At 75.4% G+C, this 15,150-nt stretch carries 18 protein-coding genes; 8 read left to right on the top strand and 10 right to left on the bottom strand.

What is annotated here, in order from left to right:
• Window positions 1-123 precede the first annotated feature (123 nt).
• Window positions 124-1,125 (top strand): LysR family transcriptional regulator, encoded by a 1,002-nt coding sequence (locus ITJ85_RS02725; protein WP_217914823.1) that lies wholly within the window; start codon window positions 124-126, stop codon window positions 1,123-1,125.
• Here the strand turns inward: ITJ85_RS02725 and ITJ85_RS02720 are convergent.
• Window positions 1,113-1,613, bottom strand: a complete 501-nt coding sequence (locus ITJ85_RS02720) for a hypothetical protein (RefSeq protein ID WP_217914822.1) — start codon at window positions 1,611-1,613, stop codon at window positions 1,113-1,115. The genes ITJ85_RS02725 and ITJ85_RS02720 overlap by 13 nt on opposite strands.
• A 140-nt stretch (window positions 1,614-1,753) precedes the next feature.
• Here ITJ85_RS02720 and ITJ85_RS02715 point away from each other — a divergent pair, with 140 nt between their 5' ends.
• On the top strand, window positions 1,754-2,296 hold the full coding sequence (locus ITJ85_RS02715) for a nitroreductase family protein (RefSeq protein WP_217914821.1): 543 nt from the start codon (window positions 1,754-1,756) through the stop codon (window positions 2,294-2,296).
• A 369-nt stretch (window positions 2,297-2,665) separates the two neighbouring features.
• Here ITJ85_RS02715 and ITJ85_RS02710 read toward each other — a convergent pair whose 3' ends face one another.
• Together ITJ85_RS02710 and tadA are read right to left on the bottom strand one after the other, a co-directional pair.
• Window positions 2,666-3,832 carry a GH39 family glycosyl hydrolase gene (locus ITJ85_RS02710; RefSeq protein WP_217914820.1) on the bottom strand — a complete coding sequence of 389 codons (1,167 nt, stop codon included), beginning with the start codon at window positions 3,830-3,832 and terminating at the stop codon, window positions 2,666-2,668.
• A 112-nt stretch (window positions 3,833-3,944) separates the two neighbouring features.
• Window positions 3,945-4,406, bottom strand: a complete 462-nt coding sequence (gene tadA, locus ITJ85_RS02705; RefSeq protein ID WP_217914819.1) for a tRNA adenosine(34) deaminase TadA — start codon at window positions 4,404-4,406, stop codon at window positions 3,945-3,947.
• A gap of 37 nt (window positions 4,407-4,443) precedes the next feature.
• Here tadA and ITJ85_RS02700 point away from each other — a divergent pair, with 37 nt between their 5' ends.
• A complete protein-coding gene (locus tag ITJ85_RS02700) occupies window positions 4,444-5,103 on the top strand; it encodes an MOSC domain-containing protein (protein ID WP_217914818.1) in 660 nt (219 codons plus the stop codon).
• A gap of 4 nt (window positions 5,104-5,107) precedes the next feature.
• Here the strand turns inward: ITJ85_RS02700 and ITJ85_RS02695 are convergent, their stop codons facing one another.
• Complete coding sequence (locus tag ITJ85_RS02695; protein ID WP_343232992.1) at window positions 5,108-5,836, bottom strand: LOG family protein; 729 nt, start codon at window positions 5,834-5,836, stop codon at window positions 5,108-5,110.
• 2 nt (window positions 5,837-5,838) lie between these two features.
• Complete coding sequence (locus tag ITJ85_RS02690) at window positions 5,839-6,366, bottom strand: nitroreductase family protein (protein ID WP_217914816.1); 528 nt, start codon at window positions 6,364-6,366, stop codon at window positions 5,839-5,841.
• Between the two features lie 87 nt (window positions 6,367-6,453).
• On the opposite strand from ITJ85_RS02690, the gene ITJ85_RS02685 reads away from it, so the two are divergent.
• From ITJ85_RS02685 to ITJ85_RS02670, 4 genes are read left to right on the top strand one after another with little or no spacing between them, the layout of a single operon-like run.
• Complete coding sequence (locus tag ITJ85_RS02685; protein ID WP_217914815.1) at window positions 6,454-7,329, top strand: branched-chain amino acid ABC transporter permease; 876 nt, start codon at window positions 6,454-6,456, stop codon at window positions 7,327-7,329.
• A gap of 6 nt (window positions 7,330-7,335) precedes the next feature.
• Window positions 7,336-8,274, top strand: a complete 939-nt coding sequence (locus ITJ85_RS02680; RefSeq protein ID WP_217914814.1) for a branched-chain amino acid ABC transporter permease — start codon at window positions 7,336-7,338, stop codon at window positions 8,272-8,274.
• A 37-nt stretch (window positions 8,275-8,311) separates the two neighbouring features.
• Window positions 8,312-9,067 (top strand): ABC transporter ATP-binding protein, encoded by a 756-nt coding sequence (locus tag ITJ85_RS02675; RefSeq protein WP_217914813.1) that lies wholly within the window; start codon window positions 8,312-8,314, stop codon window positions 9,065-9,067.
• Window positions 9,064-9,852 (top strand): ABC transporter ATP-binding protein, encoded by a 789-nt coding sequence (locus ITJ85_RS02670; protein ID WP_217914812.1) that lies wholly within the window; start codon window positions 9,064-9,066, stop codon window positions 9,850-9,852. The genes ITJ85_RS02675 and ITJ85_RS02670 overlap by 4 nt, the downstream gene beginning before the upstream one ends.
• Window positions 9,853-9,873: 21 nt before the next feature.
• Here ITJ85_RS02670 and ITJ85_RS02665 read toward each other — a convergent pair whose 3' ends face one another.
• The 4 genes from ITJ85_RS02665 to ITJ85_RS02650 form a co-directional block, all read right to left on the bottom strand.
• The gene (locus tag ITJ85_RS02665) at window positions 9,874-11,127 is read right to left on the bottom strand and encodes an ABC transporter substrate-binding protein (protein WP_217914811.1); all 1,254 of its coding nucleotides are present in this window, start codon (window positions 11,125-11,127) and stop codon (window positions 9,874-9,876) included.
• A gap of 145 nt (window positions 11,128-11,272) precedes the next feature.
• Entirely contained in the window at window positions 11,273-11,575 is a 303-nt protein-coding gene (locus tag ITJ85_RS02660) for an AzlD domain-containing protein (RefSeq protein ID WP_217914810.1), read from the bottom strand.
• The gene (locus tag ITJ85_RS02655; RefSeq protein WP_217914809.1) at window positions 11,572-12,201 is read right to left on the bottom strand and encodes an AzlC family ABC transporter permease; all 630 of its coding nucleotides are present in this window, start codon (window positions 12,199-12,201) and stop codon (window positions 11,572-11,574) included. Before ITJ85_RS02655 ends, ITJ85_RS02660 begins: the two co-directional genes overlap by 4 nt.
• 65 nt (window positions 12,202-12,266) lie before the next feature.
• On the bottom strand, window positions 12,267-13,724 hold the full coding sequence (locus ITJ85_RS02650) for an aminotransferase-like domain-containing protein (RefSeq protein ID WP_217914808.1): 1,458 nt from the start codon (window positions 13,722-13,724) through the stop codon (window positions 12,267-12,269).
• Between the two features lie 175 nt (window positions 13,725-13,899).
• On the opposite strand from ITJ85_RS02650, the gene ITJ85_RS02645 reads away from it, so the two are divergent.
• On the top strand, window positions 13,900-14,094 hold the full coding sequence (locus ITJ85_RS02645) for a hypothetical protein (RefSeq protein WP_217914807.1): 195 nt from the start codon (window positions 13,900-13,902) through the stop codon (window positions 14,092-14,094).
• 31 nt (window positions 14,095-14,125) lie between these two features.
• Here the strand turns inward: ITJ85_RS02645 and ITJ85_RS02640 are convergent, their stop codons facing one another.
• Window positions 14,126-15,022 (bottom strand): M28 family metallopeptidase, encoded by an 897-nt coding sequence (locus ITJ85_RS02640; RefSeq protein WP_217914806.1) that lies wholly within the window; start codon window positions 15,020-15,022, stop codon window positions 14,126-14,128.
• Window positions 15,023-15,150 lie beyond the last annotated feature (128 nt).

The raw sequence follows: 15,150 nt of genomic DNA, 5'->3' as shown, positions 1-15,150 counted from the left end.
GATTGATCGGGTGCACCCGATCGCCGCTCGTTAACGGGGTTTTCACGCCTCCATGCCGGTTCCGGCGGCGCGCCCTTGCGAGCGCTTCGTGACTCCTGTTGCATGCCTGGACCGACAGGGGGTGTGGAGGCGTTGGAGGGGCGCTTCGACAGAGAGGGCAAGGCGCTCGGCAAGCCGCGACGGCCGGTCGGGCAGCGGCCCACGCCCAAGGAGTTCCGCGCGTTCGTGCTGCTCGCCGAGGAGCTGCACTTCGGGCGCGCGGCGCGGCGCCTCGGCACCGCACAGTCGTCGCTCTCCGAGACCATCCGGCGCCTCGAGGCCAAGCTCGACGTGGTGCTCTTCGAGCGCACCTCGCGGCGGGTCGGCCTGACCGAGGCGGGCGCCGGGCTGCTGCCCATCGCCCGCGAGGTGCTCGACAGCCTGGAGGCCGTGCGCACCGCGATCGTCCCCGACCTCGCCTCGGCCGGCGAGATGCTGCGCGTCGGCATCGAGGGCCAGGGCTTCGCCGAGCTCACCCGGCCCATCCTCGGCGGCCTGCGCGCCCGCCACCCGGGCGCGTCGCTGCTGGTGCGCGAGGCCATCGGCGACGCCCAGGCGATCATCGACGGCCGCTTCGACGTCGCGCTGCTGCGCTCGCCGATCGAGGACGACCGCCTGTCGGTGCACCCGGTCGCCACCGAGGAGCGCGGCATCCTCGTGCCGGAGGGCCACCCGGCGGCCGGGGCCGAGGGGCTGTCGGCCACCGAGTTCCTCGACGAGCCGTTCGTCGAGCTCGTGCCCCAGCAGCCGCGCACGTGCGCGCACTGGCACGGCGGCGAGCTGCGCGGCGGCGAGCGGCCCAACGTCGGCGGCAGCGTCTGCGGCACGCAGGACGCGGTCAACGCCATCGCCTACCTCGGGCTGCTCACCACGGGCAACCCCTCGGCAGTGCGCTCGTTCCCGCTCGCGCCGATGGGCTACGTCGGCACGACCGACCTCGCGCCGGAGGTGCTGTCGGTCGCGGTCCGCTCGGACGACGAGCGCCCGTTCATCCGCGACTTCGTGGAGACGGTGCGGGTGCTCGTGGCCGAGTTCGCCGAGGACGTCCCGGGGGTCGCCCTCGTCGGCGGGCCTCAGGCGCCGTAGAGGTCCGACAGGCTGGCCGGCAGCCGGTTGAGGGCCCAGAGGTAGCGGTACACCGACAGCTGCATCGCGATCTCCTCGCCCGCCCGGCCCTGCGCGATGTAGCGGCGCAGGTGACCCTCGGCCTCGCGCAGGTTCGCGATCACCGATGCATCCGGCGCGCCCGGCGCGCCGGCGTCGGCCTCGAGCGCGGCGATGCCGGCCGAGATCGCGGCCAGCCGCTCGTCGAGCGCCGCGAGGCGGGCCTCGCCCCGTCCGAAGGGCCGGGCGCGCATGTCGGCGACCACGGCGGCCAGGTCGGCCTTCAGGTCGCGCACCGCGGCGCCCGCGGCCGCGCCGCCGGCCGGCCCGCCGGCCGTCGTGGAGCTGGCGGCGGCCGTCGTCGTCGCCGCGCTCGCCGCCTCCGACGCGCCGTCGTCGCCCCCGCAACCGGCGGCCACGCCGCCGGCCAGCGCCACGAGCGCCGCCGCGATCACGGTCGGACGTCGCACTGCTCCCCTCCCCGTCGCCGTTCCCTACGCCGGCTGCCGCCGGACCCGGCACGCAGGCTAGCCACAGCTGGGGCCCGTCCGGCCGGCCGGCGTCATCGATCGGCTGCAGGCGATGGATGGCCCGGGCGTAGGCTCCAGCCGTGACGAAGGCCGCCGCCAGCGCGCTGCGGGCGCTCGCGTCGCTGCGCGCGACCCGCGCCTTCACCGGCGAGCCGGTGCCCGAGGAGGCCGTGACGCGCATCCTCGCGGCCGCCCGCTGGACCGGCTCCGCGCGCAACCGCCAGCCGTGGCGCGTGGTCGTGGTGCGGGACCCGGCGCTGCGGGCCGCGCTGAGCCGCCTGGGCGCGTACGCGGGGCCGCTCGCCGCCGCACCCCTCGCGCTCGCGATCGCGATCGACCGCGACGGCGGCGGCGCCGACGCCGAGTTCGACGCCGGCCGCCTGGCCCAGAACCTGATGCTTGCCGCCCACGCGCTCAACCTCGGCACCTGCCCGGTCACCCTCTTCCCCGCCGCGAACGTGCGCCGGGCCGCCGAGCTGCTGCGCCTGACGCCGCCGTGGACCGCGCGCACCGCCCTCGCGGTCGGCCGTCCCGCGCCACCCGCCCCCCGGCCACCGGGCGCCCGGCCGGCCATCCCCCTCGGCCGCATGCCCCTCGAGGAGCTGCGCATCGACCGCCCTTGAGAGGGCCGCCGTCGCGGGGGTCCACTTGGGCGGAGCCCCGGGGTCCACTTGGCCGTCAGCGGAGCGACGGGGTCCACTTGGGCGGAGCCCCGGGGTCCACTCGGGCGGAGCCGCGGGGTCCACTCGGGCGGAGCCCCGGGGTCCACTTGGGCGGAGCCCCGGGGTCCACTTGGGCGGAGCCCCGGGGTCCACTTGGGCGGAGCCCCGGGGTCCACTCGGGCGGAGCCCCGGGGTCCACTTGGCCGGAGCCCCGGGGTCCACTTGGCCGTCAGCGGAGCGACGGGGTGGACGCGGGCGTTCCGCCAGGCCCCCGGCGACGATCGGCCCCGGGAGGGCGCGCCACGGCGGGCGCGCCCTCCCGGGCCGTGATCAGCGACGCAGCTCGGCGCGCAGCGCGGCCGGGATCGGCCGGCGGGCGAACTTCTGGAAGGCCGCGTAGCTCGGCTTCTTCCTGCCGTCGGCCCGGATGAGGCCGGCCGGCCAGTGCTCGTTGTCCTGCAGGTTGAACCAGACGACCGCGGCGAGGCGCGGGCTCTTGACCTGCTTGAGGTTGAAGAGCTGGTTCAGGAACTGGCGCTGCCGGGCGAACGAGACCACCTTGGTCGTGCGGAACGGCGTCTTCGCCGTCGTGTAGCCCGCCTCGGTGACGTAGAGCTTCATGCCCTTGCGCTTCTTGTCGAGCGTCTTGTAGATCTCGTCGAGGCTGTTCCAGGTCGGGAACGCCCGGTCGTACGATCTCGAGCGGAACTTCGGCCCCTGCGAGGGGTAGATGTGCTGCGAGTAGGCGTCGAACTTCAGGCGCTTGTCGTTGACCAGCTTGTTCATCCAGACCTTGGCGCCCACGTTGCCGCCGCCGGTGGAGCTGCGCGGGCCGCCCACGCCGGCGATCACGATCGAGCGCTTGTTGACGGCCTTGATGTTCGTGTACGCCGTCCGCACGAGCTTCTTGTACGTGGTGACGTTCGCCTTGCCGTTGTGGCTGAAGAACGCCTTGAGGTTGGGCTCGTTCCAGACCTCGAAGTGGCGGATGCGCGGCAGCGGCGCGACGGCGCCGGCCGGCACGTAGCTGCCGCTGTACCGGGTGGCCACCGCGCGCAGGAAGTCGCCGTAGGCGGCGGGGCGCGGCGCGTTGGGGTTGTACTCGGTGCCGTGCTTGGTGCGCTTGCCCAGCACCGCCCACTCCGGGGTGCTGTACGTGCTGACGATCGGTGTGACGTTCACGGCGGCGAGGCCGGTGAAGATGGCGTCGAGCCGCGACCAGTCGTAGGCCGGGTCGGCCGGGTCGCGGGGCGTGGCGGGCGCGGTGGGGGCGACGAGGTGCCAGAGGATGTCGACGCGCGTCACCTTGGCCCGGGTCTGCTTGACCATCTCGACGCGCTCCGGGATCTGGGCCAGGGGCGCGACGGCCAGGACGTCGTCCTGGACGGCCGCGACGCCTGCGACGCCGGTCGCGGGGACCACCAGGGCGGCGCTCGCCGCCCCGGCGATTGCGAGCCCCAGGATCGTGCGTCGGGGCGTGGGTGCCAGGCTACTCACCGTGCTGCATCTCCTCGGTCGTTGCTCGGGCGGGCGCGATGGTAATCCCTTCGGCGTCCCCCGCAGGGGCACGAGAGCCCGTGCCGGCCGATTCCGGCGCCTTCACAGACTCCTAACGGCGATCATCGAAGAACGCGCGCAGCAGCGCCAGCGCGTCCCGGGCGAGCACCCCGCCCTGGACCTCGACCCTGTGCAGCAGCCGCGGATCCTGGAGCGGGTTGACCACCGAGCCCGCCGCGCCCACCTTGTGGTCGGGGGCACCGTAGACGACCCGGGCGACGCGCGCCTGCTGGATCGCCCCGGCGCACATCGGGCAGGGCTCCAGGGTGACGTAGAGCACCGCGCGCAGCAGGCGCCACCCGCCCAGCGTGTGCGCCGCCGCGCGCAGCGCCAGGATCTCCGCGTGGGCCGTCGGGTCGCCCCGGGCCTCCCGCTCGTTGTGCGCGGCGCCGACGACCTCGCCGTCGCGCACCACCACGCACCCCACCGGCACGTCGCCGTGGGCGGACGCCTCGGCGGCCTCGCGCAGGGCCATCCGCATGAAGTGCTCGTCGCGCGGGAAGACGCGGGTCATCGCGGTCAGCGTACGCAGGCGCCGGTACCCTGGTGGCGTGCGCATCCGCTCCGTCAACGTCGGGATGCCCGCCCCGCTGACCTCCGGCGGCCGCACGGCGCGCTCGGGGATCGTCAAGGCGCCCGTCGAGGGGCGCGTGCGCGCGCGACGGCACGGCCTCGCGGGCGACGGCCAGGCCGACCCGCGCATCCACGGGGGGCCGGACAAGGCCGTGTACGCCTACCCCGTCGAGCACTACGCCCACTGGGCGGCGGAGCTCGGCCGCGACGACCTCGGGCCGGGGTGCTTCGGCGAGAACCTCACCGTCGAGGGCCTGCTCGAGGACGAGCTCGCCATCGGCGACGTCCTGCGGGCCGGCGACGCCCTGTTCGAGATCAGCCAGCCGCGCATGCCGTGCTTCAAGCTCGAGATGCGCCTGGAGCGGCCGGGCTTCATGGGGCCCTTCCTGGGCAGCGGCCGGGTGGGCTTCTACCTGCGGGTGCTGCGCGAGGGCGGGATCGCCGCGGGCGACGCGATGGTGCGCGAGCGGCCCGCCGCCGGCTCGATGTCGGTCCGCGACGTCGCGCTGCTGCTGCTCGACTCGGCGACGGCCGAGGACCTGGAGCGGGGCGCCGCGGTCGCGGCGCTGTCGCGGGGCTGGCGGGACCGCTTCGCCCGCCGCGCGGCCCGGGCGCGGCGGCAGCCGCGCCTCTTCTGAGCGGCTAGGTGCCCTCGGCCGCCGGCGGGCCGATCGCCAGGTCGACGATCTGCTCGGGGTCGTCCGACATCTGGATCAGGTCCATGTCGGCCCGGTTGATCAGGCCCTCCTCCATCATGCGGGCCTGGATCCAGCGCACCAGGCCGGCCCAGTGGGCGCTCCCGCACAGGACCACGGGGAAGCTCAGCGCCTTGCCGGTCTGGATGAGCGTCAGCGCCTCGAACAGCTCGTCCATGGTGCCGAAGCCGCCCGGGAAGACGATGTACGCCTCCGAGTACTTCACGAACATCGTCTTGCGCACGAAGAAGTAGCGGAAGGCGATCGCCAGGTTGACCCAGTCGTTGACCGCCTGCTCGTGCGGCAGCTCGATCGTGCACCCCACCGACAGGCCGCCGGCCTCGCTGGCGCCCCGGTTCGCGGCCTCCATGATCCCCGGGCCGCCGCCCGTGATGACCGCGTAGCCGCGCTCGGCGAGGATGCGGCCCACCTCGTGGGCCAGCGCGTAGTGCGGGGCGTCGGGGACCGTGCGCGCCGAGCCGAACACCGACACCGCGGGGCCGACGCGGGCCAGCGCGTCGAACCCGTCGACGAACTCGCCCAGGATCCGCAGGGCCCGCCACGGGTCGCTGTGGATGAAGTCCGGGTCGGTCGGTCGGGTGAGCAGGCTCGCGTCGGCGTGCCCGATCGTAGCCTCGGCCGGCCCCCGGGCGCCGAGCCGCCCGCTGCGCGCCAGCGTCACCCGTCCACCGAGCCGACGTACCGCACCAGCTGGTCGAGCGGCAGCCGTCGGGCCGTCGCGCTCCACCCCTCGGCGCTGCGGCGGGCCGGGTCGCGGTGCCGCGGGGCGCGGCCGAACGAGAGCACGATGGCGGCGCGCTCGGGCGGCTCCACGCCGAGCACACGGTCGAGGGCCTCGCGGTCGGCGATGCCGTTGGGGCACGAGACGAAGCCCTCGGCCCACGCGGCGAGCATCATGTTCTGGGCGGCGCGCCCGGCGTCGAAGTCGACCAGGCCGCCGCCGGGCGTGGTCAGGATCGTCACCACGAGCCCGGCGTCGAGCACGTTCGAGGCCACGTAGACCGCCTCGGCGACGGCGGGCAGGGCGTCGCCCCGGGCCACGACGAACCGCCACGGCTGGCGGTTGCTCGCGCTGCCCGCGAGGCGGCCGGCGTCGAGGATGCGCCCGGCCACGGCGCGCGGGACCGGCGTGCCGTCGTACCGGCGCGAGTCCCGCTTGGAGGCCACGGCGAGGTGGAGGTCCATGCCGCCGTGAGACTAGACGACGCGCCCCAGGTGCGGTCGCGCGCCCCCGCGGGTAGCCTCTCCCACCATCCGGACGGCGGGGGGCGCGTGCAGGAGTTCCTGAACACGACCATCAACGGCCTGTCGAGCGGGGCGATCTACGCCCTCGGCGCGATCGGCCTGTCGCTGGTGTACGGGATCCTCAAGCTGGTCAACTTCGCCCACGGCGACTTCATGACGCTCGGCGGCTTCGTGGCCTTCGCCGTCAACGTCAGCGCCGGCATGCCGCTCGCCGTGGCGGTGCTCGCCGCCGTCGCCGCGGTGGCCGCGCTGGGGCTCGTGCTGGAGTACTCGGTGTGGGCGCCCATGCGCCGCAAGGGCGCCGGGGTGATGCAGCTGCTGCTGCTCTCGATCGGCCTCGCGTTCGTGCTGCGCAACCTGATCCTGTTCCAGTGGACCGGCGCCACCCGCACGCTGGACGTCGACCAGTTCCAGTCGTGGAACCCATTCGGCGACGTGATCATCACGCGCATCCAGGTGATCGTGATCGTCACCGCGGGCGTCGTCCTGATCGCGGTCGCGCTCATGCTGCGCACCACGCTGATCGGCAAGTCGATGCGGGCGCTGTCGGACTCGTTCGACCTGGCCGAGGTCTCGGGGGTGAACACGCGGCGGGTGGTGGCCTACACCTGGCTGCTGGCCGGCAGCCTGGCCGGCCTCGCGGGCGTGCTGGCGGCCGTCTACACCACGCTGACGCCCAACACGGGCTGGTTCCTGCTGCTGTCGATCTTCGCGGCGGTGGTGCTCGGCGGGATCGGCAACGCGTACGGGGCCCTCCTCGGGGGCATCGTCCTGGGCCTCGCGCAGGAGTGGTCGACGATGCTGATCCGGCCGACGTACAAGGAGGCGATCGGCTTCCTCGTGCTGATCCTCGTCCTGCTGGTGCGGCCCCAGGGGATCCTCGGCCAGGCGCGGACGGTGTAGGCGGCGATGGACCCGCTGCTGGCCTTCGGCTTCTGGTCGTACGTCCTCACGTTCGCGGGGATCTACGCGATCTTCGTGCTGGGCCTGCAGATCGAGGTCGGCGACACGGGCCTCATCAACTTCGGCCACGTCGCCTTCATGGCGATCGGCGCCTACGCGATGGGCCTCATGCTGACCAACGACGTCGGCATCTGGCTGGCGATCCCGGTCGCGCTCCTCGCCTCGGCGGCCGCGGGGCTGCTGCTCGGCATCCCGACGCTGCGCCTGCGCGCCGACTACTTCGCGATCACCACCATCGCCGCGGGCGAGATCCTGCGCATCACCATCCAGAACGAACAGGACACGACCGGGGGCACCCAGGGGCTGCGCGGCGCCAGCGGGCCCTGGCGCGACGTCAACAACGACGTGCTCGACTGGTTCGACGGGCTCGGCCTTGAGCTCGACCGGCGCGTGCCGCTGCTCGTGCTCGTGTGGCTGGTGGCCGTGCTCGTGGGCCTGCTGCTCGTGCGCCTGGGGCGCACGCCGTGGCGCCGGCGGCTGCGCGCGGTGCGCGAGGACGAGGACGCCGCCGCCGCCTCAGGCACGCCGGTGCTCTCCTACAAGCTGCAGTCGCTGGCCCTCGGCAGCGCGATCGCGGGCCTGGCGGGCGTCTTCTACACGCTGTTCTCGACGACCCTCTTCCCGGAGAACTTCGAGCCCATCTTCACCTTCGTCGGCTTCGCGATCCTCATCCTGGGCGGCATCGGGAGCTACTTCGGCGTGGTGCTGGGCTCGATCGTGATCTCGTTCATCGTCTCGGGCACCCGCTTCATCGACTTCCCGCTCGACGCCGACAAGGTCGCCGCGCTGCGCTTCGTGGCCGTGGGCCTCATCATCATGGGCATGATGGCCTTCCGGCCGCAGGGCATCTTCGGCAAGAAGGAGGAGCTCCATCTCGACGCCTGAGCCCCCGGCGGCCGCGGGCGACGGGCCGCTCCTCGAGGTGCGCGACCTGCGCGTGCGCTTCGGCGGGCTGCAGGCGGTCGACGGCGCCACCTTCGACGTGGGGCAGGGCTCGATGACGGCGCTCATCGGCCCCAACGGCGCCGGCAAGACGACCGTCTTCAACCTGCTGACCGGGTTCATCCGGGCCGACTCCGGCGTGGTGCGCTTCGCCGGCCACGACATCTTCCGCGAGCGCCCGGACCGGATCGCGCGCCTGGGGCTGGTGCGCACCTTCCAGCTCACGAAGGTGCTCTCGAAGATGACGGTGCTCGACAACGTGATGCTCGCGGCGCCGGACCAGCCCGGCGCGCGCCTCGACCGCGCCGTCTTCCGGCGCTCGTGGCGCACGCGGGAGGACGAGGTGCGCGCCGAGGCGCTCGAGCTGCTCGAGGAGGTCGGCATCGCGACCCACGCCGGCGCGTACGCGGCCACCCTCTCGGGCGGGCAGAAGAAGCTGCTCGAGCTGGCCCGCGCGCTGATGACGCGCCCGCGGCTCGTGCTGCTCGACGAGCCCATGGCCGGCGTCAACCCGACGCTCGGGCGCCGCCTGCTCGACTACCTCGGGCGCCTGCGCGCGGAGCGCGGCCTCACGATCCTGTTCGTCGAGCACGACATGGAGACGGTCATGGGCGCCTCCGACGACGTCATCGTGATGGCCGAGGGGGCCGTCATCTCGCGCGGCACCCCCGACCACGTCCGCACCGACCCCCGCGTCATCGACGCCTACCTGGGCGCCGAGCCCACCCACGCGTGAGCGACCCGACGACCGCCCCCGGCGAGCCGGTGCTGGTGGCCAGCGGCCTCGTGGGCGGCTACGTGGAGGAGGCCGACATCCTGCGCGGCTGCTCGCTCACCGCCTCCGACGGCGAGGTCGTGGTGGTGATCGGGCCCAACGGCGCCGGCAAGTCGACGCTCGCGAAGGCCATCTTCGGCCTGGTGCGCGTGCGCGAGGGCACGGTCACCCTGCGTGGCCACGACATCACGAGCGCGGCGCCCCACGAGGTGACCGCCCGCGGCATGAGCTACGTGCCGCAGGTCGCCAACGTGTTCGGCTCGCTGTCGGTGCAGGAGAACCTCGAGGTGGGCGGGATCCTCGACCGCGGGTCGATCCGCGAGCGGATGGACCGCATGATGACCCTGTTCCCCCGCCTGCGGGAGCGCCGACGCCAGCGGGCCGGGACGCTCTCGGGCGGCGAGCGCCAGATGCTGGCGATGGCCCGCGCCCTGATGCCGGACCCGTCGGTGCTGCTGCTCGACGAGCCGTCGGCGGGCCTCGCGCCGCGCGCGGTCGGCGAGGTCTTCGACACCGTGGCCGAGATCAACGAGGCCGGCGTCACGATCGTGATGATCGAGCAGAACGCCCGCCGGGCGCTCGCGCTGGCCGACCGGGGCTACGTGCTGGAGGGCGGCCAGAACCGCTTCGAGGGCGCCGGCGACGCGCTGCTCACCGACCCCCAGGTGGCCGAGCTCTACCTCGGCGGGACGACCTCGGGGGGGCGGCCCGAGCCGCCCCCCCGGGAGCGCGCGGCGCCCTCGTAGGCGCCGCGCACCGGCCCGTCCCTAGTCCTCGGGCGTCACCGGGATGACGTTGTCCGTGTCGTCCACGAGCTTGCCGCCGGTGTACGACCAGGTCGCGTAGTTCGCGGCGACCGGGTCGCCGTTCTCGTCCAGGTCGATCGGGCCGGAGGCGCCCTCGTAGTCGATGTCCTCGCCGTCAGCCGCGGCCGCGAGGGCCTCGTCGAGCTGCTCGAACGTGTACTTGGTGCCCGGGGCCGCCGAGACGTCGCCGAGCTTCGCGGCGATGTCGCCGGGATCGCTCGAGCCGGCCGCCGCCGCCGCCAGCGCGATGAGGATCACCGCGTCGAAGTTCTGGGCGTCGTATGTCTGCCGCGGCTTGCCGATCTCCTGCTTCCAGAGGGCGTCGAACGCGGGCTCCGCGGGGCCCTCGAGGGCGGTCGGCGTGGTGCCGCGCATCCCCTCGGTGGTCTGGCGGCCGGCCGACTCGGGCAGGTCGCTGGAGCGCAGGCCGTCGGCGGTGAAGGTCTTCGCCGGGTCCCAGCTGCCCGTGCGCACGAGCGCCGGCCCCATCTTCGACCAGGTCTCCGGGTAGTCGATGATCACCCAGCCGTCGGGGTCGCCCTGGACGATCTGGCTCGCCTCGGAGTTGAGGCTCGCGGCCTCGGGGTTGTAGGCGACGTTGCGCGCCACAGTGCCGCCGGCCTCCTCGAAGGCCTTCGTGAACTCCTCCACCAGGCGCGTGCCGTAGGTGTCGTTGCGGTTGGCGGTCACGACGGTGGCGTCCGCGCCGAGGGCGTCCGCGACCACGGTCGCGAGCACCTTGCCCTGCAGGCTGTCCGAGGGCACCGTGCGGAACACGAGCCCGTCGTCGTCCAGGTCGGTGATGTCCGGGCCGGTCGCCGACGGGGTCACGACCGGCACGCCGGCCGCGATCGTCACGTTCTCGGCCGTCGGGATGAGCTCGGGCGAGGCCCACGGACCGGCGATCGCCGAGACGCCGTCGCTCTCGACGAGCTTCGTCGCCGCCTCCTGGGCGCCCTGCGCGTCGGTCTTGGTGTCCTCGGTGATCAGCGTCAGGTCGAGCCCGGTGTCGCCGGCGGCGGCGTTGACCTGCGCGGCGGCCAGGTTGGCCGCGTCCGAGCCGGGGCCGCCGAACGCGGCGAGGTCGCCGGTCAGCGGCACGAGCACGCCGACCTTCAGCGCGCCGACGTCGCCGCCGCCCTCGTCGTCGTCGCCGCAGCCGGCCACCAGGCCGCCCCCGAGGCCGAGGGCCCCGATCATCAGGAGTGACGCCATCGTGCGCCGTCGTCTCATATGCGCCCCTTTCACACGGTCGGCGGGCCCCGTCGTGGAGGGTCCGGCCCGGTCCGGGCGAGCCTAATGCCCTTACGGTGTACGAGGCCAGCGCGGCCGGGGTCGCGGGCGTCCCCGGAGCGGCCGCTCAGGCGAGGGCGCGCACGAGCGCGGTGACGGCCATCGCCACGGCCACGATGAGCAGGAACGAGCCGCGCCGCCAGGCCACGACGAGCGCGGCGGCGACCCCCGCGGCCCGCGCGTCCACCGTCAAATCGCCGTCGGCGGTGAGGCCCTGCGTCGCGACGAGCGCCGCGAGCAGCGCCGCCGGCAGCAGGTCGGCGACGCGGGCCACGAGGCCCGGCAGCTCGCGCCCGCCCAGCAGCAGCGGCCCGGCCGCCTTCAGCGCGTAGGTGCCGGCCGCCAGCGCGAGGATCGCCGTCCAGCTCACCGGGCGGCCCGCCGCGCCCGCCGCTCGGCCGCGAGCCCCGCAAGGGCGCCGAGCGAGGCCAGCAGGATCGGCACGCCGGCCGCGGTGATCGGCGTGAGCGCGAGCGCGATCGCGGCCCCGGCGAGCGCCGCCGCGCGGGCGGCCGGCCGCTCGAGCCGCGGCGCGAGCAGCGCCACGAAGGCCGCCGGGATCGCCGCGTCCAGGCCGACCGTGGCGACATCGATCGCGTCGGTGAGCAGCCAGCCGAGCACCGTGCCCGCGTTCCAGAGCAGGAACACCGCCACGCCGGCCGCGGCGAAGGCCCGCCGCGCCTCGCGCCGCCCGCGCTGGGCGGCGGCCAGGGCGGCCGACTCGTCGATGAGCAGGTGCGAGGCCAGCAGGCGGGTGCGCAGGGGGCCGCGCAGCACCGGCGCCAGCGCGACGCCGAACGCCACGCTGCGCGCGGCCAGCAGCAGGCCGCTCAGGACCGCCGCGGCGGCGGTGCCGCCCTCGGCGATCACGCCGACCGCCGCGAGCTGGGTCGAGCCCGCGAAGACGAGCGAGGACAGGGCCGCGGCCTCCGGCAGGCCGAGGCCCGCCTCGGCGGCGAGCACGCCGAAGGAGAGCCCGAAGGCGCCGACCGCCACCGCGATGGCCAGCGCCTGGCGGACGATCGCGCGGTCCGCCGCGCGCTCGCTCCCAGCCGGCCGGCTCAGACGATCAGCCCTGCGGGCTCCCGCGCCGGCGCCGGGGAGCCGGCGTGGATCTCCCACGCGACGGCCAGCCGGCGCACGGCCTCGGCGATGACCTCGGGCTCGTGCACGAACGGCAGCCGCAGCCGGTCGGCGTGGCGGCCCTCCACCGAGAGCACCTGCCCGGGCACCAGGTTGACGCCGCAACGCTGGGCCACCTGCCCCAGCCCGCGCGCGTCGCCCGAGGGGATGCGCACCCACAGCGTGCAGCCGCCGCGCGGCTCCTCCCAGGTCCACGACGGCAGGTGCTCGGCCAGCGCGCCGGTCAGCGCGGCGTGGCGCTCGCGCAGGAACGCCAGCCGCTCGGCCACGGCCTCGCCGAAGCGCGGCACGAGCTCGGCGGCGAGCGCCTGCGCCAGCACCGGGCTGCCCATGTCGGCGACGATCTTCAGCCGCATCAGCCGCTCGACCGTGGGCCTCGCGGCGCGGATCCAGCCCACCCGCAGCCCGCCCCACAGCACCTTCGACAGCGACCCGATCACCATCGAGGCGGCGTCCGGCCCGGCGGCGAGGATCGGCGCCGGGCGCGGGCGCTCGTCCAGGCGCAGGTGCTCCAGCGCCAGGTCCTCGACCACCGGCACCCGGTAGCGCGCCGACAGCTCGGCCACCTCGCGCGCCCGCGCCGCGGGCAGCACGGAGCCGGTCGGATTCTGGTTGGCCGGCACGAGGTAGACGAACGCCGGCCGCACCCGCTCGAGCAGGTCCTGCAGCGCCTCCGGCACGACGCCCTCGGCGTCGAGCGCGACCGCCACCGGCCGCATGCCGGCGCCGCGCACGACGTCGAGGGCGCCGGGGAAGGTGGCCTCCTCCATGAGCACCGTCTCGCCGGCCGCCCCGAGGAGGGTCGCCGCGAGCCCGATCGCCTGCTGCGCGCCGGTGGTCACCAGCACCTCGTCGGGCGCCGTCGGCAGGCCCGTCGCGGTCATGTGGGCGGCGATCGCCTCGCGCAGCGCCGGCAGCCCGGCGGGCAGGTAGCCGGTGCCCGCCACGCTGTCGACGAGGCGCTCCGGCGGCAGCCCGGCCATGCCCCGGCGCACGAGCGAGGTGGCCGGCGGGCAGGCGGCCGTCAGCTCGATCAGGTCGGTCGGCCCGCCGAGGATGCCGGCGTAGAGCTCCGCCGAGAACGAGCGCTCGGCCGGGGGGCGCCCCGGCGGCGGACCGGCCACCCATGTGCCCCTGCCCTGGCGGCTCCCGAGGCGACCGCGCGCCTTCAGCAGCCCGTAGGCGCCCACCACCGTCGTGCGGCTGACCGCCATGCGCGCCGCCAGCTCGCGCTCGGTCGGCAGCACGGCGCCGGGCGGCAGCTCGCCGCGGTCGATCGCCCCGGCCACGGCCGCGGCGAGCCGCTCGTACAGGGGGCCGGATCCCGCGGCCCACGAGCCGATGAGGGTTGCGAGCCGGGTGGCGTCCACCTTCACGCAGACCAATATCCCGGTAAAGGCTCTTGATGGCAAGCGTGCCGGGGTGTGACATGGGTCCAATCCCGCCCCACGCGCCGCTTCGCGGTCCAATCGACCTCGATTGGACCCTCACCCACGCGGCGGCGGCGGCGTTCCCCGCGCGAGGGGACCGGCGACAGGAGGACCACCCGCGATGCTCGACGTCCATTGCCCCGACTGCGGCCGCACGCTCATCGGCCCGCGGCAGATCATCTCCATGCGCGCCACCGGGGAGGGCATCCGGGTGGCGTACGTCTGCTGGTGCGGCCGCGCCGGCGTCGAGGTGACCGGGCGGCGGCGGCGCCCCGCCGGCGCCTCGCGGCCGCCGGCGCCCGCCCGCGCCGCCTGAGCGCGCCGGGCGCCCGCGCCCCGCGCGGCCGTCAGCGCGCCCGGCAGCCGTCGGCGCGCATGCGCCGCAGCAGCTCGACGAGCGTCTCCCCCACGGCGTCGAGGCTGCGCGGCGAGACGGCGCGCAGGTCGTCGCTGCGCCGGTGGAAGTGCGGGTAGTCGAAGTCGATCAGGTCGATGGCCGGCACGCCCGCCTCGAGGAACGGCGTGTGGTCGTCGTACACCGCGGCGCCCGTGCCGCCCTGGAAGACCCGGGCTGCGCCGACCGCCGCCGCCGCGCGCCGCAGGCGCGCCCAGACGCGCGGGTCCGAGGTGGCCTCGCGCGGGATCGACAGGTCGCGGTCGGCGACGAAGTCGACGATCACCGCCACGAGCGGCAGCGGCCGCGCGGTGGCCGCGTGGAAGCGGCTGCCGCGCATCCCGTCGCGCAGGAAGTCGGTCGAGCCGCGCGAGCTCTCCTCGCCGTCGAACATCACGAAGCGGATGGGCCGCTGGCACGCGCGCTGGCCGGTGCGCAGCGCGCGCGCCACCTCCAGCACCACCGCCACGCCGCCGGCGCCGTCGTTGGCCCCCACGAAGCCGGGGAGGTCCTTCGTGTCGTAGTGGGCGCCGACGAGGATCGGCCGGCCGCGCCCGGGCAGCGCCCCCACGACGTTGCGCAGGCCGCCCGGCACGGCCTCGAACCGGCCCCGCGGCAGCCGCGCGCGCAGGTATGCGGCCAGGCGGCGCGAGGCGGGCGAGCCGGCCGGCCGGGGGCCCATCGCCACCTGCCGGCGCAGGTCGGCCCAGGCCCGCCCCGCGTCGAAGCGGTCCGTCGCCGCGGGCCCGGCCGTGGCGGCGGCCGACGCGCCGCCGTCGCCGCACGCGCCGGCGAGGGCCGCCGCGGCGGCCACGAGGAGGGCGGCGATGAGGCGACGGGCGCGCGGCACGGCCCCAGGTTCGCACGCGCGCGGCCCCCGGGCCGCCGGGCCCGGTGTCCGCGCGCGCCCGTCCCCGGTCCCCGGCCCTTCAGTGCCCGCCCGGCCGGCCGATGAGGGGCCTCGTGAGCAACGTGGGA

The sequence above is a fragment of the Miltoncostaea marina genome (assembly GCF_018141525.1).
Taxonomy (GTDB): domain Bacteria; phylum Actinomycetota; class Thermoleophilia; order Miltoncostaeales; family Miltoncostaeaceae; genus Miltoncostaea; species Miltoncostaea marina.
The sequence above is the reverse complement of the archived record's forward strand: the minus strand, read 5'-3'. Positions and strand labels throughout refer to the sequence as shown.